The organism is Stenotrophomonas sp. Steno-C17, from assembly GCF_056393165.1.
The window spans coordinates 163,411-181,010 of record NZ_JBWJPD010000006.1 but is presented as its reverse complement, the minus strand read 5'-3'; the positions used below and the strand labels follow the sequence as shown (position 1 = coordinate 181,010).

Below are 17,600 nucleotides of genomic sequence, written 5' to 3'. Positions count from 1 at the left end.
GATGAAGCTGTCCTTTGAACAGGGAATTGCCGCCGGCGTGGCCGGCCTGGTCGCCAGCGCGCTGGTGGCAGGCGTGCTGTTGCTGGACCGCGGCGCCGTCGCCGCGCCTGTTGCAGCGCCTGCGCCCGTAGCCTTGCCCGCGCCGACCGGGGCGGCCGCGTTTGCCGACGATGCCACCCATGCCAGCGTGGTGTTTGCTGGCGGCTGCTTCTGGGGCGTGCAGGGCGTGTTCCAGCACGTGAAGGGCGTCAGCAATGCGGTGTCCGGCTATGCCGGTGGCAGCGCGGCCAACGCGCGCTACGAGCGGGTCAGCCGCGGCGATACCGGCCATGCCGAAGCGGTGAAGGTCGACTACGACCCACGCCAGGTGAGCTATGGCCAGTTGCTGCAGGTGTTCTTCGCGGTGGCGCACGACCCGACCCAGTTGAACCGGCAGGGCCCGGACCATGGCAGCCAGTACCGCTCGGCGATCTTCAGCGACGATGCGCGCCAGCTGGCGGCCAGCCGCGCCTACGTCGGCCAGCTGCAGCAGGCCGGCGTCTACCGCGCACCGATCGTCACCCAGATTGCCAGCGGGCAGCGCTTCTACCCGGCCGAGGCCTACCACCAGAACTACATGGCCAACTACCCGCAGGCCGCGTACATCCGCTACTACGACGCCCCGAAACTGGCCGCGCTGGGCCGCCAGTTCCCCGCGCTGTACCGCCGCCAGCCCACGCTGGTACCGATGCGCTGATGGCACCCCGCTTCTGTAGCGTCGAGCTTGCTCGACTTGGCCCTTCGTAGAGTCGAGCTTGCTCGACTTGGTCCTTCGTAGAGTCGAGCTTGCTCGACTGCTTTGCCGATCAGTCGAGCAAGCTCGACTCTACCTGGGTCAACCGGTCGAGCACGCTCGACGCCACGAACCCGCCGCAAAAAAAACGCACGGCCACCAGGACCGTGCGCTGCGAAAGTTCGGCCCTGCCCCGATCAGGCCGGGCCGACAAGGAAATGCTAGGCTCACCCGCACAACGGGTACAGAGCCAGCGCATGGCCAGATCGATGGATACAGATGAACAGGCCAGCATGGCCCCGCCACGCTACCAGCGCCTGTCCGATGAACTGGCCGAGGCCATCCATGGCGGACGGTTGCCGGTGGGCAGCCGCCTGCCCTCGCTGCGGCAGATGGCTTCGCAGCGCCAGCTGAGCCTGAACACCGTGATTGCGGCCTATCGCCAGCTGGAAGACGCCGGTCTGGTGATCCCACGGCCCAAGGCCGGCTTCGAGGTGGCGCCGCGCCTGTCGCCACCACAGCGCTCCCTGCGGGACGCGCCGTCTGCCCCCACCGCGCCGCAGCAGCAGGCGCTGATGGCGCGCGTGCTGGCCGCGCAGCAACGCCCCGGCGTGGTCGATCTGGCCTTCGCCGGCCCGCGTGGTCGCCAGTTCTACCCTGGCGCTCAGCTGGCCCGGCACACGGCGCAGGTGCTGCGGCATGGCCAGCACACGCTGGAAACCTATGCACGCACCAACGGCTCGCCCCGCTTGCTGGCGCAGATCGTGCGCCGCGGCCCGCGCATGGGGCTGCACACCCAGGCCGAGCGGCTGCTGCTGACCCACGGTGCGATGGAAGCACTGCAGCTGGCGCTGCGTGCGGTAGCCGAGCCTGGCGATGCCGTCGGCATCGAAGCACCGTCCTACTTCAACCTGTACCCGCTGCTGGCCAACCTGGGCCTGCGCGCCATCGAGATTCCCACCCATCCGCAGCATGGCTTGCAGGTGGATGCACTGGAGGCCCTGCTGGAGCACACCGCGCTGGCCGCCGTGGTGGTGATGCCCACCGTGCACAACCCGCTGGGCTGCAGCATGCCGGTGGCCGACAAGCAGCGGCTGGCCGAGCTGGCCAATACCCGACAGCTGCCGTTGATCGAGGATGCGGTGTACGCCGAACTGCAGTTCAGCGAGCCCCCGGCTCCCTTGCTGAAGACCTTCGATCGCGACGGCTGGGTGATGGTGGTGGGCGGCTTTTCCAAGACGCTGGCGCCGGATTACCGCATCGGCTGGCTCGATGGCGGCCGCTTCGCCGAACGCATCGCGCTGCTGAAATTCCAGAGCACCGGTGGCGAACCGCAGTTGCTGGCCGACGCCGTGGCCGCGTATCTGCAAGGCGGTGGCTACGAGCACCACCTGCACCGCATGCGCCGCCTGTACCGCGAACAGGTGGGGCGCCTGCGGCAACTGGTGGCCGAACACTTCCCCGCAGGCACGCGCGCCACCGAACCCTCGGGCGGCTTCCTGCTGTGGCTGGAATTGCCGGGCGTCGATACCGGCGAACTGTTCGAACGCGCGTTGCAGGAGGACATCGTGTTCATGCCGGGCCAGGTGTATTCGCGCGGCGCGCGCTACCGCCATTGCCTGCGGCTGTCGTGCTGCCAGAGCCTGGATGCGCGGTTCATCGGTGCGGTCGAACGGTTGGGTGCGATCGCGCGGGAGTTGGCGGCACGGTGATGAGCGGCTGGAATCGACGACGGGTGGGTGACGACGGGGTAGAGTCGACTGTCAGTCGACCGCTTCCCGTAGAACGCCCCAGAACCCCGCGCTGCGCGCGATAGTCGACTGACAGTCGACTCTACCGCTGCTCCGCGCGCTGGCCCGCGCCCAGGTGCTCGCTCAGGGTTCGGCCATCGGCGCCTGGCAGATAGGGCAGGCGGCCCCAGCACGGCATCGGCAGGCGCTGCACCAGGGTGGCCATGTTTTCGTCCTGGCGCTGCATGGCCGGATCGATGTGGTTGCCGATCCAGCCCAGGCACTCCACGCCGGCCGCCTGCAGCGATTGCGCGGTGAGCCGCGCATGGTTCACACAGCCCAGGCGCAGGCCCACCACCAGCACCACCGGCAGCCCCAGCGCGCGCACCAGGTCAAGCTGGTCCAGCTGCGCCGACAGCGGTGCCAGCCAGCCACCCACGCCTTCCACCACCACGGTGTCAGCCGTGGCCCGCAGGCGATCGAACGCCGCCACGATCGGCGCCAGCTGCACCTGCACGCCGTCTTCGGCCGCGGCCAGTTCCGGCGCCAGGGGATGCCGCAACGCATAGGGATTCAGATCGGCATAGGCCGGGATGGGGTCGCTGGCCGCCTGCAGGGCCAGCGCATCGTCATTGCGCAGCCCCTGCCCCAGGTCCTGGCTGCCGCTGGCGACCGGCTTCATGCCCACCGCGCGCAGGCCGCGACGACGCAGCGCGTGCAGCAGTGCCGTGCTGGCAGCGGTCTTGCCGATCTCGGTATCGGTACCGGTGACGAACAGCGCCGGCGGCAACACGGTGGGCAACGGCATGGCAGGGGCTCCAGCAGGGCAACAGAGCGTTCATTATCGCTGGCCCGGCGCGCTTGCTAGACTGCGGCCATGTTCGCCAATGCCTCGCTTACCGGCAGCAAGCCGGAAAAATACGCCCAGCTGCTGGAACAGGCCCGTGGCCTGGTCTACGGCGAGACCGACCGTATCGCCAATGCGGCCAACCTCTCTGCGCTGGTCTACCACGCCCTGCCCGACCTGAACTGGGTAGGTTTCTATCTGTACGACGGCAAGGAACTGGTCGTCGGCCCGTTCCAGGGCCTGCCCGCCTGCGTGCGCATCCCGCTGGACAAGGGCGTGTGCGGTGCCGCCGCCAGCCAGCGCGTCACCCAGCGCGTGGAGGACGTGGATGCCTTCCCCGGCCACATTGCCTGCGATTCGGCCTCGCGTTCGGAACTGGTAGTGCCGCTGCTGCGCGGCGATGAACTGATCGGCGTGTTCGACATCGACAGCCCGAAGGCCGCCCGCTTCGATGGCGACGACCAGGCCGGCCTGGAAGCCATCGCCCGCGTGTTCGTGGAGGCGTTGGGATGAGCGCGGCCAAGCTGCGCAACATCGGCCCGAAGAGTGCGGCCTGGCTGCGCCAGGTCGGTCTGCGCAGCCGCGAAGACCTGGCCGCGCTCGGCGCGGTCGGGGCCTTCGTGAAGGTCAAGCGGGCCGGCTTCAAACCCAGCCTGAACCTGCTCTATTCGCTGGAAGGCGCGCTGCTGGACTGCCACTGGCAGGAGCTGAGCGAACCGCAGCGCGAAGCGCTGGTACAGGACTACGAAGCGCGTATTGCCGCACACCCGTTGAAGGCGGCCGGCCCGGCCTCGGGCCCGGTGCACGAGAAGCGCTTCGATGACGGCGACGACGACGACGACACGACCGACAGCACCGACGACGATTGAGGGCGCCGCGCTCGCCGGGCATGGCCCGGCGCTACCGGTGTGCGCGCGTCTCCGCCGGGCGTGGCCCGGTATTCGTCGGGTAGCGCCGGGCCATGCCCGGCGACGCACTCAGGGCTGCTGCAGTTCCAGCAGTTCGCCCACCAACCCCACTTCACCGCGCTCGACCCACACCCGCAGACGCGTGCCGTGGTCGATGCGCAGGGCCCAGCACAGCGAAAGCGGCAGGCCACAGACCAGCGACAGCACCATGCGCAGCGGGCCGCCATGGCTGACCACCACGGTGGGCACGGCGTCCTCTTCGTCCAGAAGGCGGTCCAGCGCGCGCGCGATGCGGCGCTCGAAATGCCCCCAACTTTCGCCGTGCGGCGGCGGGAACGCATGCGGGTCGGCATGGAACGCGGCCAGCGCGTCTTCGGGCAGATCAAACAGGCTCTGCCCATCCCAGTCGCCGAAATCCAGCTCTTCCCATTCCTCGTCGGCGTCCACGTCCAGCCCGCGCGGGGTGGCCAGGGCCATCGCGGTGTGCAGCGAACGCAGCCGCGGCGAACTGATCACCCGCTGCCATTCCTGCGCGGCGTAGGCATCGACCAGTTCCTGCGGCAGACGGGCCAGCTGCGGCGGATCGCTGCGGCCATCGAGGAATTCATCGCGCCCATTGGCAGCGTGGCGGACCAGATCGAGGATCATGCGCGCGTCCTGGGCAGGCAACGCGGGAACTGCGGGAAACAGCGGGACATCGGCAACGGCACCACGGGAGCGAGGGGATATTCTACGGGTACGGGAAATGCAGTCGAGCAAGCTCGACTCTACGGGGGCGCAAAGGCAGTCGAGCAAGCTCGACTCTACGCGTTGGCGGGGATGGCGTAGACTGCGCGCACTTCCAGGTGACCTGCGGCCTTGGCCGGCAGGTTGAAACGGGAAGCCGGTGACGCGTGGCAACACGCCAGGCCGGCGCTGCCCCCGCAACGGTAAGCACGTCAGTTCCAGGCAACACGCCACTGTGCCGCGCGCACGGGAAGGCGCCTGGGCGATGGCCTTGGTGCCATCAGGCGGCAAGCCCGGAGACCGGCCCGGAAGCCTCAGGTCGCGATGCGGTGGGCATGGCGCTGGATGACTGCAGCACGGGCTGCGGCATCGGCGCGTGCCTGCCCTCGTGGCTCCTCCCCTTCGCCGCGCGGGCGTGCGCGGCACCCGGAGTTCCCCCGATGAAGCTGCAGTCCCGATTGCTGTCCCTGGCCGTGCTGGCCGCCCTGCCCGCGCTGGCGCTGGCCGATGAAGCCGCCGATGCGCTCGACCCCATCCTGGTCACCGCCACCCGCACCCCGATCGCCCTGCAGGACAGCATCGCACCGGCGCAGGTGATCGACCGCGAACAGATCGAAACCAGCCAGGCGACCTCGCTGCAGGAACTGCTGGCTGGCCGCGCCGGCATCAACCTGACCAACGCTGGCGGCCTGGGCAAGCAGACCTCGCTGTTCCTGCGCGGCACCAATTCCTCGCACACCGTGGTGCTGGTCGACGGCGTGCGCATCAACAGCGCCGACCTGAACCTGGCCATGTTTCAGGACCTGCCGCTGGCGCAGATCGAACGCATCGAGATCGTGCGCGGCCCGCAGTCCAGCCTGTACGGCGCTGACGCCATCGGTGGCGTGATCCAGATCTTCACCCGTCGCAATGCCGGCAGCTTCGCCCCGCATTTCCAGCTGGGCGGTGGCAGCAATGGCCTGCGCCAGGCCAGCGGCGGCATCGGCGGCAGCGGTGAGAACGGCTGGTTCGGCGCCGATATTGCCTACCAGCACAGCGATGGCATCGATGCCTGCCGCGGTTCGGCCACCCTGTTCACCGGCTGCTTTGCCGATGAACCCGATCGCGATGGCTACCGCAATCTGTCCAAGAGCCTGCGCGGTGGCTACAGCTTCAACGATCAGTGGACCGTGGAAGGCAGCGCACTGCGCGCTGACGGCCAGAACCACTACGACGGCTACTACAACTATTCGGAAACCCGCCAGCAGGTGCTGGCCGGCAAGCTGCGCTACACCCCGTCCGAACGCCTGGCGTTGACCGCCAATGTCGGCCGCAGCGACAACGAGTCGGACAACTTCGGTGACTTCGGTGTCCGTGGCAGCGCGCAGACGCACCGCGACAGTGCATCACTGCAGGCCGACATCGGCGTGGCCGACGGCCAACTGCTCAGCACCGGCGTGGACTGGAGCCAGGACAACCTGGACGGCAGCAGCGCCGGTTACCTGGTGGACAGCCGCCGCAACACCGGCGTGTTCGTGCAGTACCAGGCCCGCTTCGGCCGCCACCAGCTGCAGGCCAGCGCGCGCAACGACGACAACCAGCAGTTCGGCAACCATGCCACCGGCAGCCTGGGCTGGGCGATGGAACTGGGCCACGGGCTGCGCGTGAATGCCAGCTATGGCACCGCGTTCAAGGCGCCGACCTTCAGCGATCTGTATGACCCGTGGAGCGGCGTGCCGACGCTGGACCCGGAAGAATCCAAGAGCGCCAACATCGGTGTTTCCCAGCACGGCCAGGGCTGGCACTGGGGCCTGGATGTGTATGAAACGCGCATCGACGATCTGATCACCTACGACGCGGCCACCTTCATGATGCAGCAGGTGGAAAAGGCGCGCATCCGCGGTGCGGAACTGACCGGCGGCGCGGTGTTGGCCGGCTTCGACATCAATGCGCAGCTCAGCTTCACCGACCCGCGCAACCGCACCGCAGGCAGCGGCCAGTACGACAACTGGCTGGCGCGCCGCGCGCAGCAGACCGCCCGCCTGGACGTGGACCGCCGCTTCGGTGATTTCCGCGCCGGTGTGACCGTACAGGGCGCCGGCAAGCGCTTCGACGATGCCGACAACGCGGTGAAGGTGGGCGGCTATGGCCTGCTGGACCTGCGTGCCGAGTACGCGCTCACCCCGGCGTGGTCGGTGCTGGCGCGCGTGGCCAATGTGTTCGACCGCCAGTACGAGACCATTGCCTGGCTCAACCAGCCGGGCCGCGAGTACCAGCTGAGCGTGCGTTACCAGCCGAAGTGATCGGTTGATGCGCGCGCGGTAGCGCCGGGCCACGCCCGGCGCTATCGATGCATCACGCCGTCGGCAGGTCGGCGGCCAGCCCCGGCAGATCGCGCAGGTCGTCGATCACGGCCACGGCCTGTGCGGTGTCCAGATCCAGGCCGCGCGGGTAGCCGTAGCGCACCAGCGCGATCGGCATGCCAGCATCCTGCGCGGCGCGGTAGTCGGTGAGCGAATCGCCCACCATCAGACACTGCGCCACCGGCAGATTGAAGTGCGCGGCAATGTGCCGCAGCGGTTCACCGCTGGGCTTGCGCTGCGGCAGCGAATCGCCGCCCAGCAGCAGGGCAAATGCATCGCGGATGCCCAGGTGCTGCAGCAGCGGCGGCACCAGCGCGGCCGGCTTGTTGGTGCAGATCGCCAGCGGCACGCCCTGCGCCCGCAGCTGTTGCAGCGCTTCGGGTACACCGTCATACAGGCGCGGGCTGCGCAGCAGGCACTCGCGGTAGTGCACCATGAACACCGGCATCACCTGTGCCAGATCCAGTTCGCGCCCGGCTGCCTGCACCGCCTGTTCCACCAGCCGCCGCACGCCATCGCCGATCCAGCCCAGCACGGTCGCTTCGGCCACGCGTGGCAGGCCGATAGCTTCCAGCGTGCGGTTCAGCGCTTCGGCGATATCGGCAGCGCTGTCCACCAGCGTGCCGTCCAGGTCGAACACCACCAACGGATAGGGATAGGACAAGAGACGGCACCTGTGCGACATGGGCCGGCCAGTGTACTCCCCCGGCATCAGCCGATCCGCCGCGCCCGGGTAGCCAGGAATGCGGGCAGATAGCGTTCGATCAGCACCCGCGGCCGCGGCTGCCAGTCTTCCATGAAGCGCTCGACCACGAAGCCGGCATCGAGCTGGCCGCCGATCAGATCGCCCAGGCTGTGGCCGAAGACCATCGGCTCGCCACGCGCCTGCTTGGCCTGACGCTCATCTGCGGGCAGGTCGTCCAGGTCGGAATAGGGAATGGCATAGCGCGGGCGCATCAGCCCCTGTTCGGCCAGCTGCAGGTCGTGCGCGCCGACGAACAGCGCCGGGTTGTAGAAGCTGGCCAGCAGCACGCCATCGCGCGCCAGCACGCGGTGGCATTCGGCCCACACCGGTCGCACGTCGGGCACGAACAGGTTGGACACCGGATGGAACACCACGTCGAAGCTGCCGTGGCCAAAGGCCTGCAGGTCACGCATGTCACCCTGCACCGCCTGCAGGCGCAGGCCATCACGTGCGGCCACCGCGCGGTCCAGCGCCAGTTGCTGTTCGCACAGGTCGAACACGGTGACATCCGCGCCCGCAGCGGCCAGTACCGGCGCCTGCTGGCCGCCCCCGGATGCCAGGCACAGGATGCGCCGGCCACGGACATCGCCCAGCCAGTCCAGCGGCAGTGCACGCGGGGTCAGGTGCACCTGCCATCGCCCGCTGCGGGCGGCGGCGATGGTCTCGGCGTCGACCGGGTGCGGCGCCGGCGCTGCCTGTTGCGCGTGCAGATCGCACAGCGTACGAGAGGGGTCGATCACTACCGTTCCCTGGTTCATGCGCGCTCCTTGCCCGTCGGTTGCCAGTCGAGGTCCTGGAAGGCCGGATCGTGGCTGAAGCATCCCGCCAGGAAATCCAGGAATCGCCGCATGATAACGGGCTGCTGTCGACGCGATGCGTAGACGGCATGAACGCCCAACTCGTCCAGCTGATACTCGGGCAGTACCGCCACCAGCTCGCCACTGCGCAGCATGGGCGCGACCTGGTAGCTGGGCAGCATGGCAATGCCCGCATCGGCGCGGACCGCTTCCACCAGCAATGAGGCCTCGTTGGCACTGATGTTGCCGCCCACTGCAACCGACAGCGCGCGGCCTTCACGGTGCAGTTGCCAGAGGCTGCGCCCCACGTAATGGTGGGTCAGGCAGTTGTGGGCGGCCAGGTGCTCCGGCACGGTGGGCGTGCCGCGTGCCTGCAGGTAGGCCGGGCTGGCGCACAGCACCGAGCGGCAGGTGGCCAAGCGCCGCGCGATCAGGCCCGGATCGATCTGCCGGGCGATGCGCACGGCCAGGTCCACCCGCTCTTCCACCAGGTTCACCATGCGGTCCACCAGCAGCAGTTCGATGCGTGCGGCCGGATGGCGCTGCACGAACGCGGCCACCGCGCGGGCCAGATGGCTCTGCCCGAACGAAACGCTCGCGGTGATCCGCAGGGTGCCATGCGGTTCCGGGTCGTCGCTGGCCAGCTCGCCCTGCAGTTCCTCGCCAATGGCCAGCATCTGCCGGAAGCGTGCCAGCGCCGCCTCACCGGCACTCGTCAGGCTGATGCGGCGGGTGGTCCGGTGCAGCAGGCGCGCGCCCAGCCAGCCCTCGGCTTCGGCCAGGTAGCGGCTGACCATCGCCCGCGACATGTCCAGTACTTCGGCGGCGGCGGTCAGGCTGCCACGCTCGGCCACTTCCACGAACACGGTCATGGCGGTCAATCGGTCCATATGCTCGATCCATGCAACAAACAAGCGCGTTATACGCTGTTTTTCGAGCAACTGCAGCGGCCTACAGTGGCCCCGTACCCCACCCTACCGCCCCACGGAGTCCTGCCATGAAGATTGCCCTCGTCGGCGCCACCGGCAACATCGGCCGCCAGATTGCCCGCCACGCCCTGGCCCACGGCCACACCCTGACCGTGATCGTGCGCAGCGCGCAGAACCTGCCCAGCGAACTGGCCGGTGCCCATCCGGTCATCGCCGCGCTGGATGACAGCGATGCGCTGGCCGCCGCCATTGCCGGCCACGATGTGCTGGCCAGTGCCTATGGCCCTCGCCCGGGCGATGACATCGGCCAGATCGCCACCGTGGCCGGCCAGCTGGTGGCCGCTGCACGCCAGGCCCAGGTGCCGCGCGTGGTGGTGGTCGGCGGCGCCGGCAGCCTGGAAGTGGCGCCCGGCGTGCAGCTGGTCGACACCCCCGGGTTCCCCGACGCCTACAAGCCGTATGCACTGGCCGCACGCGAAGCGCTGAAGCAGCTGCAGGCCGTGGAGGACATCGACTGGACGTTCTTCTCGCCAGCGGCGGAAATCGGCCCGGGCGACGAACGCGGCCAGTACCGCGTGCAGGCGAAGACCTTCCTGGCCGATGCCGAAGGCCACAGCCGCATCAGCTACGCCGATTACGGCGCTGCCTTCGTTGCGGAACTGGAAGCGGGCACGTACCCGAAGCAGATCATCACCGCCGCGTACTGATCCCGCCGTCGTCGACGCTACCTCGACTGACCAACAACGCCGTCGAGCAAGCTCGACGCTACGAGGCATCGCACATGCGTACTGTTCTTCTGTGCTCCATCGCCCTGGCCGCCGGCTTCGCCAGTGCGCCCCTGCTGGCCACTCCCGCTGCGCCCGCTGCCGCAACCGCGGCGAAGGCACAACTGCGCCTGCAGACCTTCCACCCCGGGTCGCAGGCACTGTTCGCGGTGTCCTCGGTACTGATCGAAGGCCGCCGTGATGCGATCCTGGTCGATGCCCAGTTCGCTGCCAGCGACGCACGTGCGCTGGTCGAGAAGATCCGTGCCAGCGGCAAGCAGCTGACCACGATCTACATCAGCCATGGCGATCCCGATTACTACTTCGGCCTGGCCACGCTGCAGGATGCGTTCCCGCAGGCGCGCATCGTCGCCACCGCGCAGACGGTGGCGCATATCCAGCAGACCCAGGCCGCCAAGCTGGCGTACTGGGGGCCGAAGATGGGGGCCGATGTGCCCGCGCGCATCGTCGTGCCACAGGTGCTGGACGGCGATGCGCTGACGCTGGAAGGCGAGCGTCTGCCGCTGATCGGGCTGGATGGGCCGACACCGGACCGCAGTGTGCTGTGGGTGCCCTCACTGCACGCGATCGTCGGCGGCATTCCGGTGGTCGCCGGCGAACACGTGTGGATGGCCGACACGCAGAGCGCGCAGTCACATGCCGACTGGCTGCATACCCTGCAGCAGCTGCAGGCGCTGAAGCCGAAGGTGGTGGTTCCGGGGCACTACGCTGCAGGCGCGGCGCTGGATGCCAGCGCGTTGCGCTTCACTGCCGACTACATCCGTGCGTTCGATGTTGAAACTGCGAAGGCGAAGGACAGTGCGGCACTGGTGCAGGCCATGCGGGCGCGCTACCCGACGCTGGCTGGCGTGGAATCGCTGGAGCTGAGTGCGAAGGTGGCCAAGGGCGAGATGCAGTGGCCGTAAGGTGGGGATTCTTTTGCAGGGCTGCGCCCTGCACCTGCTCAACGTCAACGGCTACGGCAAAAGCGGGCTATCCGTGGGATGGCGGGGTGGGTCCGGTTGCGGGGGACGCCGTAAATACGTCCTTGTAGGCTTGGCCGCGGCATCCATGCCGCGGACACCCCCGCAACCGGACCCACCCCGCCTTCGACAGTTGGCTGCGGTCTGTCGGAATGGCATGGGGTCGGATCCCGAACTGGGATCAATGTGATTGGAAGGGTTTCTGTAGCGTCGAGCCATGCTCGACGGCTTGACCCGATTGCCTCGACCTTCACCAGCGCGATGGAGGGGTCGGATCCCGTTGCTGCGCAACGGGCTCTGACCCCATTGTCTGACGACTAGATTTCTGTGGGACTGTCTGGCTCTTGCCCGAACAGTTCACCCTGCACCACCGGTTCCTTTTCGCGGAAACCACCCAGGCCGACACCTACCAGGCGGTATCGCGTGTCGGCGGGCAGGTCCACGCGCGCGCGCAGTGCCAGGGCGATGTCACGCAGCTCCTGTTCCGATTCGGGTGGGCGCTCGGGGGTGAAGCTGCGGGTCAGGATGCGGAACTGGGCGGTCTTCAGTTTCAACACCACGGTATGGCCGATGCGCTCGGTCTTGCGCGTGGCCTTCCAGGTCTTCTCTGCCAAATGCACGATCGCCTCGCCTAGGTCTTCCAGCAGCAGGTCTTCGGCGAAGGTGTCTTCGGAGGAGATCGACTGCACCTGCTGGTCCGGCTCCACCGGGCGCTCGTCGATGCCACGGGCACGGTTGTACAGACTGCGGCCGAAACTGCCGAACGCTTCTTCCAGATCCGGCAACGCCCACTGCCGCAGGTCGCCACAGGTGACGATGCCGCGCGCGGCCAGTTTGCCCTCCATCACCTTGCCCACGCCCGGCACGCGGTTCACCGGCAGCGGCAGCAGGAAGGCATCCACGCGCTGCGGCGGAATGACGAACTGACCGTCGGGCTTGCGCCAGTCCGAGGCGATCTTGGCCAGGAACTTGTTCGGTGCAATGCCGGCCGAAGCGGTCAGGTGGGTTTCTTCGCGTATCTGCGCGCGGATGGTGCGGGCGATGTCGGTGGCCAGGGCCATGCCGCTCTTCGGCGCGGTCACATCCAGGTAGGCCTCGTCCAGCGACAACGGTTCGACCAGGTCGGTATGGCGCAGGAAAATCTCGCGTACCTGCCGGGAGACGGCTTTGTAGCGGGCGAAATCGGGCGGCACGAAGATCGCATCCGGGCACAGACGCTCGGCACGCAGCGCTGGCATGGCCGAGCGCACGCCGAACACCCGAGCCTCGTAGGAGGCCGCGCAGACCACCGAACGTGCACCGCGCCAGGCCACCACCACCGGCTTGCCGCGCAGGGAAGGCGCGTCGCGCTGCTCCACGGACGCATAGAAGGCGTCCATGTCAACGTGGATGATCTTGCGCAGTGCGTTCATGGTCGGCCGCCATCATACCTGCACCGTACCCGTCCAGACGCCAAAGTATGGTCGTTGTGCATCAACGGGATGCGCGATTCCGGTGCAGGACACTACGCACGCGTACGGTGTGTCGGTTTGATTCCCGTTGCAACCGTCGTGCATCCTCGGGGACTTGTTGCCTTGTTTTCGCTTCCAGGAATGCGCTTTCCATGACTCGTCTCCACGCGTTCAACCGCGACCAGCTGCTGGCCAGCGCCCGCGGTGAACTGTTCGGCGCCGCCGCCGGCCGTCTGCCCAACGACCCGATGCTGATGTTCGACCGCATCACCGAAATCCGCGAGGACGGCGGACCGCATGGCAAAGGCATGGTGCGTGCCGAACTGGATATCCGCCCGGACCTGTGGTTCTTCGGCTGCCATTTCATCGGCGATCCGGTGATGCCCGGCTGCCTGGGCCTGGATGCGATGTGGCAGCTGACCGGCTTCTACCTGACCTGGCTGGGTGCCCCCGGCAAGGGCCGCGCCCTGGGCTGCGGCGAAGTGAAGTTCACCGGCCAGGTGCTGCCGGAAGCCAAGCTGGTGCGCTACGAGATCGACATCACCCGCGTGATCAACCGCAAGCTGGTGATGGCCCAGGCCGACGCCCGCATGTACGTGGACGACCGCGAAATCTACAACGCCCGCGACCTGCGCGTGGGCCTGTTCACCGAAACCGGGAGCTTCTGATGCGTCGCGTCGTCATTACCGGCATGGGCATCACCTCCTGCCTGGGCAACGATCTGGATACCGTGTCGTCGGCACTGCGCGACGGCCGCGCCGGCATCACCGCGCTGCCCGACCACGCCGAAGCTGGCCTGCGCAGCCAGATCGGCGGCCGCGTGGACATGGATCTGGATGCACAGATCGACCGCAAGCAGAAGCGCTTCATGAGCGATGCGGCGGCCTTCGCCTACGTGGCGATGCGCGATGCGATCGCCGACGCCGGTCTTTCCCAGGAACAGGTGAGCGCGCTGCGTACCGGCCTGATCGCCGGTTCCGGTGGTGGTTCCAGTGAATGGCAGGTAGGTGCGGTGGACCTGCTGCGCGCCCGTGGCGTGCGCAAGGTCGGCCCGTACATGGTGCCGCGCACGATGTGCTCGACCGTGTCGGCCTGCCTGGCCACCGCGTTCCAGATCAAGGGTGTCAGCTATTCGCTGTCCGCTGCGTGTGCCACGTCGGCGCATTGCATCGGCGCCGCCGCGGACATGATCCGCCATGGCGCACAGGACATCATGTTCGCCGGTGGCGGCGAGGACCTGCACTGGTCGATGAGCGTGATGTTCGATGCGATGGGCGCGCTGTCCACCAGCTTCAACGACACCCCGGCCACCGCGTCGCGCCCGTATGACAAGGACCGCGATGGCTTCGTCATTGCCGGCGGTGGCGGCATGCTGGTGCTGGAAGACTACGACCATGCCGTGGCCCGTGGTGCACGCATCTACGCCGAACTGATCGGCTACGGCGTGACCTCCGACGGCGCCGACATGGTCGCCCCGTCCGGCGAAGGCGCGGTGCGCTGCATGAAGATGGCGCTGCAGAACGTCGATCGTCCGCTGGATTACCTGAACACCCACGGCACCTCCACCCCGCTGGGTGATGTGACCGAACTGGGTGCGATCCGCGAAGTGTTCGGCGATGCCGTGCCGCCGCTGTCGTCGACCAAGGCGCTGTCGGGCCACTCACTGGGTGCGGCCAGCGTGCACGAGGCGATCTACTGCCTGCTGATGATGCGCGATGGTTTCGTGGCCGGTTCGGCCAACATCAGCGAGCTGGACCCGGCGGTGGAAGGCTTCCCGATCCTGCGCGAAAGCCGCGAACAGAAGCTGGACACGGTGATGTCCAACAGCTTCGGGTTCGGTGGCACCAACGCAGCGCTGGTGTTCGGCCGGGTGTGATGGAAGGGCGTGCCGACCAACGGTCGGCACCTACCGGGAATCGCGGGTCGAAAATCGCGCCACGTCGCCCCCGTAGAGTCGAGCTTGCTCGACTGCTTGAGAATCGTGCCAACCAAGGTTGGCACCTACCAACGCGGTGAGGCGTGCCAACCAAGGTTGGCACCTACCTGAGCAGGGGCAGCAGCAGGGCGTGCGCGTCCAGCAACGAGGCCACGATACGATGGCCCAGCGCTCGCTGCGCTTCGTCCGGATCGACCAGGTCCGGCACCTGGATCACGGTCATGCCCGCCGCCAATGCGGCGCGCGTGCCTGCCGGTGAATCTTCCAGCGCCAGGCAGCGCTGCGGGTCCTGCCCGAGCTTGCGCGCGGCCAGCAGATAGATGTCCGGCGCCGGCTTGGGCCGTTCCACGTCGTTGCCCGCCACCACCGCATCGAAGTACGGCAGCAGGCCACTGGCGGCCAGCTTGCGGTTGGCCCGCGGCTGCCGCGTCGAGGTCGCCACCGCGCGTGGCACCGCGTGCGCCTTCAGCAGCTCCAGCAGTTCCATGATGCCCGGCCGCAATGGCAGACCGTGCTGGGTACGCGCGTCATACAGATCATGGCAGGTGCTCACCAGCGCCTCGATCGCGCCCTCGCTCAGCCCCTGCTGCTGCAGCAGCGCGCGGCAATCGCGGTCGCCCAGCCCCACCATGCGCAGGAAGAAGCGCTCATCCAGCGGCAGCCCGCTTGCCTGCGCGGCCTCGTTCCAGCAGGCCAGCGAAACGCGCTCGCTGTCGATCATCAAGCCGTCCATGTCGAAGATGACGGCGTCGGGCAGGAACGGCAGCGCTGCGATCACAGTCATACGGCGAACAGCGTGTCCAGATCGGCGGCGCCCAGCATGCGCCACTGGCCTTCGTCCAGGCCCTGCAGGTCCATGCCGCCCACCCGGCTGCGATGCAGCGCCTGCACGTGGTTGCCGGTGGCGGCAAACATGCGGCGCACCTGGTGGTAGCGGCCTTCGTGCAGCACCAGCCGCACCTGGCGCGGGCCCAGCACCTCCAGCTCGGCCGGCAGCAGCGGGGTCTTCTCCGATTCCAGCATCAGCGTGCCGCTGGCGAACAGCGCCACCTCATCGCCGCGCAGGTCCTGGGCCAGTTCCACTTCGTAGACCTTGGGCAGCTTCGACTTGGGCGAGATGATCCGGTGCAGCAGGCCGCCATCGTCGGTCAGCAGCAGCAGGCCGCTGGTTTCGCGGTCCAGGCGGCCGACGGTGGACAGCACCGGGTCGCGGTCACGGAAACGCGGCGGCAGCAGATCGTAGATCAGGCGGCCGGTGTCCTTGGTGGAACAGGTGTAGCCGGCCGGCTTGTGCAGGGCAATGGTCAGGCCCGGCGGTGGGTCCAGCGGCTCGCCATCGACCCGCACCGCCTCGTGCGGCACCTGGTCATCGGCGTACAGCACCTCGCCGTCGGCATCGGTGATGCGCCCTTCGCGGAACATCCACTGCACCTGCTTGCGGCTGCCGTAGCCCAGGTTGGCGATGTGCTTGACCAGTTTCATCGACCCTTCCCCTTCACCGCTTCCACCAGCTTGAAGCCATCGCGCTCGGCCACCACGCGCACCGCGCCGAAGCTGTCGTTCAAGGTGTGCTCGTACGGCAGGTGGCGGTTGGCCACCACGTACAGGCGGCCGCCGGGACGCAGGGCCTGCGCGGCCACGGCAATGAAGCGCTGGCCGATGTCCGGACGATCGGCACGCGACGGCGTGTGGAACGGCGGGTTGCTGATGATGACGTCGTAACCCGGCTCGATGCCGGCGGTCACGTCGCGCCACAGGAAGCGCAGCGGCACGGCGCGCGGGGGCGGCGCCAGGTTCAGTTCGGCCAGTGCCAGCGCCCGCTGCTCGGCCTCGTACAGGTCCAGCGCGGTGATCTTCGGGCAGCGCTCCAGCAGTTCGCGCGACAGGTAGCCGTAACCGGCGCCCAGATCGGCGGCACGGCCGGCCAGGTCGGCGGGCAGGTGCTCGGCCAGCAGGGCCGAGGCCGGATCGATGCGGTCCCAGGCGAACACGCCCGGGCGGCTGAGGAAGCGCCCGCCCATGATCGGCCGCACCGCATCCAGGGCGGCCCAGCGCTTGGCCAGGTCGGCATCGTGCTGGCCCTGCAGCGGCGCGGTCCAGTACACCCGGCAATGGTTCTTGGTCAGGCAGCCGCCCAGGCCGGTCAGCTGCTTCAGGTCGCCCTCGCCGGAGCGCGCGCCCTCGTTGTTCGACTGGCAGGCCACGATTCGGCCGCCTTCGGCCACCAGCGCCAGGGCACGCGCGAACAAGGCACGCGCTTCCTCGCGCTGGCGCGGCGGCAGCACCAGCACCAGCGGGTAGCGGCCCTTGCCGGCGGCATCATCCAGCTGGCCGCTGACGGTCCAGCCGCTGGCCTGCAGGGGCTGCGCAAAGGGGGCAAAACTCTGCTCGAAATGGACCTCGCGGGTGCCGGCGGCTTCGCGCAGCGGCCAGCCATCGCGGGCGCGCAGGAAGGCCACCGGACCCTCCGGCCAGCGCAGGGCGCCGCTGGAAAACGGCAGGAACAGGGTCTGCAGGGGGGCGTCGTCGCTGGCGGCCATCGGCGCGGGTACTGGAAGCGTGAGGGCCGTCCATTGTACCGGCTCGGCCCGCCCCGCCCCGCCCGCACTTTGCGAAAGTTCAACGGGGCGTTGATGCGCCGGCAACATTGAAGGGTTCAGGGTAAGGGCT

The 17,600-nt window shown here is 68.3% G+C and carries 18 protein-coding genes and 1 riboswitch; of the genes, 9 read left to right on the top strand and 9 right to left on the bottom strand.

The features are described from left to right. Nucleotide 1 precedes the first annotated feature (1 nt). Nucleotides 2-736: a peptide-methionine (S)-S-oxide reductase MsrA gene (gene msrA / locus AC06FA_RS07945; RefSeq protein ID WP_478067832.1), complete on the top strand. Its 735-nt coding sequence runs from the start codon at nucleotides 2-4 to the stop codon at nucleotides 734-736. A 305-nt stretch (nucleotides 737-1,041) separates the two neighbouring features. Next, nucleotides 1,042-2,484, top strand: a complete 1,443-nt coding sequence (locus tag AC06FA_RS07940; RefSeq protein WP_478067831.1) for an aminotransferase-like domain-containing protein — start codon at nucleotides 1,042-1,044, stop codon at nucleotides 2,482-2,484. A 121-nt stretch (nucleotides 2,485-2,605) separates the two neighbouring features. Here AC06FA_RS07940 and bioD read toward each other — a convergent pair whose 3' ends face one another. Beyond that, complete coding sequence (gene bioD / locus AC06FA_RS07935) at nucleotides 2,606-3,310, bottom strand: dethiobiotin synthase (RefSeq protein WP_478067830.1); 705 nt, start codon at nucleotides 3,308-3,310, stop codon at nucleotides 2,606-2,608. Nucleotides 3,311-3,379: 69 nt separating this feature from the next. Here bioD and AC06FA_RS07930 point away from each other — a divergent pair, with 69 nt between their 5' ends. Then, nucleotides 3,380-3,862 (top strand): GAF domain-containing protein, encoded by a 483-nt coding sequence (locus tag AC06FA_RS07930; RefSeq protein ID WP_478067829.1) that lies wholly within the window; start codon nucleotides 3,380-3,382, stop codon nucleotides 3,860-3,862. Continuing rightward, nucleotides 3,859-4,218, top strand: coding sequence for a TfoX/Sxy family protein (locus AC06FA_RS07925; RefSeq protein WP_478067828.1), 360 nt, complete (start codon nucleotides 3,859-3,861; stop codon nucleotides 4,216-4,218). Before AC06FA_RS07930 ends, AC06FA_RS07925 begins: the two co-directional genes overlap by 4 nt. A gap of 108 nt (nucleotides 4,219-4,326) precedes the next feature. On the opposite strand, the gene AC06FA_RS07920 is transcribed toward AC06FA_RS07925, so the two are convergent. Continuing rightward, nucleotides 4,327-4,905: a histidine phosphatase family protein gene (locus AC06FA_RS07920; protein WP_478067827.1), complete on the bottom strand. Its 579-nt coding sequence runs from the start codon at nucleotides 4,903-4,905 to the stop codon at nucleotides 4,327-4,329. A gap of 178 nt (nucleotides 4,906-5,083) precedes the next feature. Next, nucleotides 5,084-5,306: riboswitch (cobalamin riboswitch) on the top strand. Between the two features lie 117 nt (nucleotides 5,307-5,423). Between AC06FA_RS07920 and btuB the strand changes: the two genes are divergently transcribed. Further along, on the top strand, nucleotides 5,424-7,265 hold the full coding sequence (btuB, locus tag AC06FA_RS07915) for a TonB-dependent vitamin B12 receptor (RefSeq protein WP_478067826.1): 1,842 nt from the start codon (nucleotides 5,424-5,426) through the stop codon (nucleotides 7,263-7,265). 52 nt (nucleotides 7,266-7,317) lie between these two features. Here btuB and gph read toward each other — a convergent pair whose 3' ends face one another. From gph to AC06FA_RS07900, 3 genes are read right to left on the bottom strand one after another with little or no spacing between them, the layout of a single operon-like run. Beyond that, a complete protein-coding gene (gene gph, locus AC06FA_RS07910) occupies nucleotides 7,318-7,989 on the bottom strand; it encodes a phosphoglycolate phosphatase (RefSeq protein ID WP_478067825.1) in 672 nt (223 codons plus the stop codon). Between the two features lie 47 nt (nucleotides 7,990-8,036). Beyond that, nucleotides 8,037-8,828 carry a class I SAM-dependent methyltransferase gene (locus AC06FA_RS07905; RefSeq protein WP_478067824.1) on the bottom strand — a complete coding sequence of 264 codons (792 nt, stop codon included), beginning with the start codon at nucleotides 8,826-8,828 and terminating at the stop codon, nucleotides 8,037-8,039. Then, entirely contained in the window at nucleotides 8,825-9,757 is a 933-nt protein-coding gene (locus AC06FA_RS07900; RefSeq protein WP_478067823.1) for a LysR family transcriptional regulator, read from the bottom strand. Before AC06FA_RS07900 ends, AC06FA_RS07905 begins: the two co-directional genes overlap by 4 nt. A gap of 107 nt (nucleotides 9,758-9,864) precedes the next feature. Between AC06FA_RS07900 and AC06FA_RS07895 the strand changes: the two genes are divergently transcribed. Together AC06FA_RS07895 and AC06FA_RS07890 are read left to right on the top strand one after the other, a co-directional pair. Next, nucleotides 9,865-10,503 carry an NAD(P)-dependent oxidoreductase gene (locus tag AC06FA_RS07895; RefSeq protein ID WP_478067822.1) on the top strand — a complete coding sequence of 213 codons (639 nt, stop codon included), beginning with the start codon at nucleotides 9,865-9,867 and terminating at the stop codon, nucleotides 10,501-10,503. A gap of 74 nt (nucleotides 10,504-10,577) precedes the next feature. Next, complete coding sequence (locus tag AC06FA_RS07890) at nucleotides 10,578-11,486, top strand: MBL fold metallo-hydrolase (RefSeq protein ID WP_478067821.1); 909 nt, start codon at nucleotides 10,578-10,580, stop codon at nucleotides 11,484-11,486. A gap of 374 nt (nucleotides 11,487-11,860) precedes the next feature. On the opposite strand, the gene dinB is transcribed toward AC06FA_RS07890, so the two are convergent. Further along, complete coding sequence (gene dinB, locus AC06FA_RS07885) at nucleotides 11,861-12,955, bottom strand: DNA polymerase IV (protein WP_478067820.1); 1,095 nt, start codon at nucleotides 12,953-12,955, stop codon at nucleotides 11,861-11,863. Between the two features lie 191 nt (nucleotides 12,956-13,146). On the opposite strand from dinB, the gene fabA reads away from it, so the two are divergent. Both fabA and fabB read left to right on the top strand, forming a co-directional pair. Beyond that, entirely contained in the window at nucleotides 13,147-13,662 is a 516-nt protein-coding gene (gene fabA / locus AC06FA_RS07880; RefSeq protein ID WP_079220498.1) for a 3-hydroxyacyl-[acyl-carrier-protein] dehydratase FabA, read from the top strand. Beyond that, nucleotides 13,662-14,870: a beta-ketoacyl-ACP synthase I gene (gene fabB / locus AC06FA_RS07875; RefSeq protein WP_478067819.1), complete on the top strand. Its 1,209-nt coding sequence runs from the start codon at nucleotides 13,662-13,664 to the stop codon at nucleotides 14,868-14,870. The genes fabA and fabB overlap by 1 nt, the downstream gene beginning before the upstream one ends. A gap of 163 nt (nucleotides 14,871-15,033) precedes the next feature. Here fabB and AC06FA_RS07870 read toward each other — a convergent pair whose 3' ends face one another. From AC06FA_RS07870 to AC06FA_RS07860, 3 genes are read right to left on the bottom strand one after another with little or no spacing between them, the layout of a single operon-like run. Continuing rightward, entirely contained in the window at nucleotides 15,034-15,714 is a 681-nt protein-coding gene (locus AC06FA_RS07870) for an HAD family hydrolase (RefSeq protein WP_478067818.1), read from the bottom strand. Continuing rightward, nucleotides 15,711-16,412, bottom strand: coding sequence for a pseudouridine synthase (locus AC06FA_RS07865; protein ID WP_478067817.1), 702 nt, complete (start codon nucleotides 16,410-16,412; stop codon nucleotides 15,711-15,713). Before AC06FA_RS07865 ends, AC06FA_RS07870 begins: the two co-directional genes overlap by 4 nt. After that, nucleotides 16,409-17,470, bottom strand: a complete 1,062-nt coding sequence (locus AC06FA_RS07860) for a class I SAM-dependent methyltransferase (RefSeq protein ID WP_478067816.1) — start codon at nucleotides 17,468-17,470, stop codon at nucleotides 16,409-16,411. The genes AC06FA_RS07865 and AC06FA_RS07860 overlap by 4 nt, the downstream gene beginning before the upstream one ends. Nucleotides 17,471-17,600: the final 130 nt, after the last annotated feature.

Coding starts and splice junctions, on each gene's coding strand:
- msrA (WP_478067832.1), top strand. CDS start 2: ATGAAGCTGTCCTTTGAACAGGGAATTGCCGCCGGCGTGGCCGGCCTG.
- AC06FA_RS07940 (WP_478067831.1), top strand. CDS start 1,042: ATGGATACAGATGAACAGGCCAGCATGGCCCCGCCACGCTACCAGCGC.
- bioD (WP_478067830.1), bottom strand. CDS start 3,310: ATGCCGTTGCCCACCGTGTTGCCGCCGGCGCTGTTCGTCACCGGTACC.
- AC06FA_RS07930 (WP_478067829.1), top strand. CDS start 3,380: ATGTTCGCCAATGCCTCGCTTACCGGCAGCAAGCCGGAAAAATACGCC.
- AC06FA_RS07925 (WP_478067828.1), top strand. CDS start 3,859: ATGAGCGCGGCCAAGCTGCGCAACATCGGCCCGAAGAGTGCGGCCTGG.
- AC06FA_RS07920 (WP_478067827.1), bottom strand. CDS start 4,905: ATGATCCTCGATCTGGTCCGCCACGCTGCCAATGGGCGCGATGAATTC.
- btuB (WP_478067826.1), top strand. CDS start 5,424: ATGAAGCTGCAGTCCCGATTGCTGTCCCTGGCCGTGCTGGCCGCCCTG.
- AC06FA_RS07905 (WP_478067824.1), bottom strand. CDS start 8,828: ATGAACCAGGGAACGGTAGTGATCGACCCCTCTCGTACGCTGTGCGAT.
- AC06FA_RS07900 (WP_478067823.1), bottom strand. CDS start 9,757: ATGGACCGATTGACCGCCATGACCGTGTTCGTGGAAGTGGCCGAGCGT.
- AC06FA_RS07895 (WP_478067822.1), top strand. CDS start 9,865: ATGAAGATTGCCCTCGTCGGCGCCACCGGCAACATCGGCCGCCAGATT.
- AC06FA_RS07890 (WP_478067821.1), top strand. CDS start 10,578: ATGCGTACTGTTCTTCTGTGCTCCATCGCCCTGGCCGCCGGCTTCGCC.
- dinB (WP_478067820.1), bottom strand. CDS start 12,955: ATGAACGCACTGCGCAAGATCATCCACGTTGACATGGACGCCTTCTAT.
- fabA (WP_079220498.1), top strand. CDS start 13,147: ATGACTCGTCTCCACGCGTTCAACCGCGACCAGCTGCTGGCCAGCGCC.
- fabB (WP_478067819.1), top strand. CDS start 13,662: ATGCGTCGCGTCGTCATTACCGGCATGGGCATCACCTCCTGCCTGGGC.
- AC06FA_RS07870 (WP_478067818.1), bottom strand. CDS start 15,714: ATGACTGTGATCGCAGCGCTGCCGTTCCTGCCCGACGCCGTCATCTTC.
- AC06FA_RS07865 (WP_478067817.1), bottom strand. CDS start 16,412: ATGAAACTGGTCAAGCACATCGCCAACCTGGGCTACGGCAGCCGCAAG.
- AC06FA_RS07860 (WP_478067816.1), bottom strand. CDS start 17,470: ATGGCCGCCAGCGACGACGCCCCCCTGCAGACCCTGTTCCTGCCGTTT.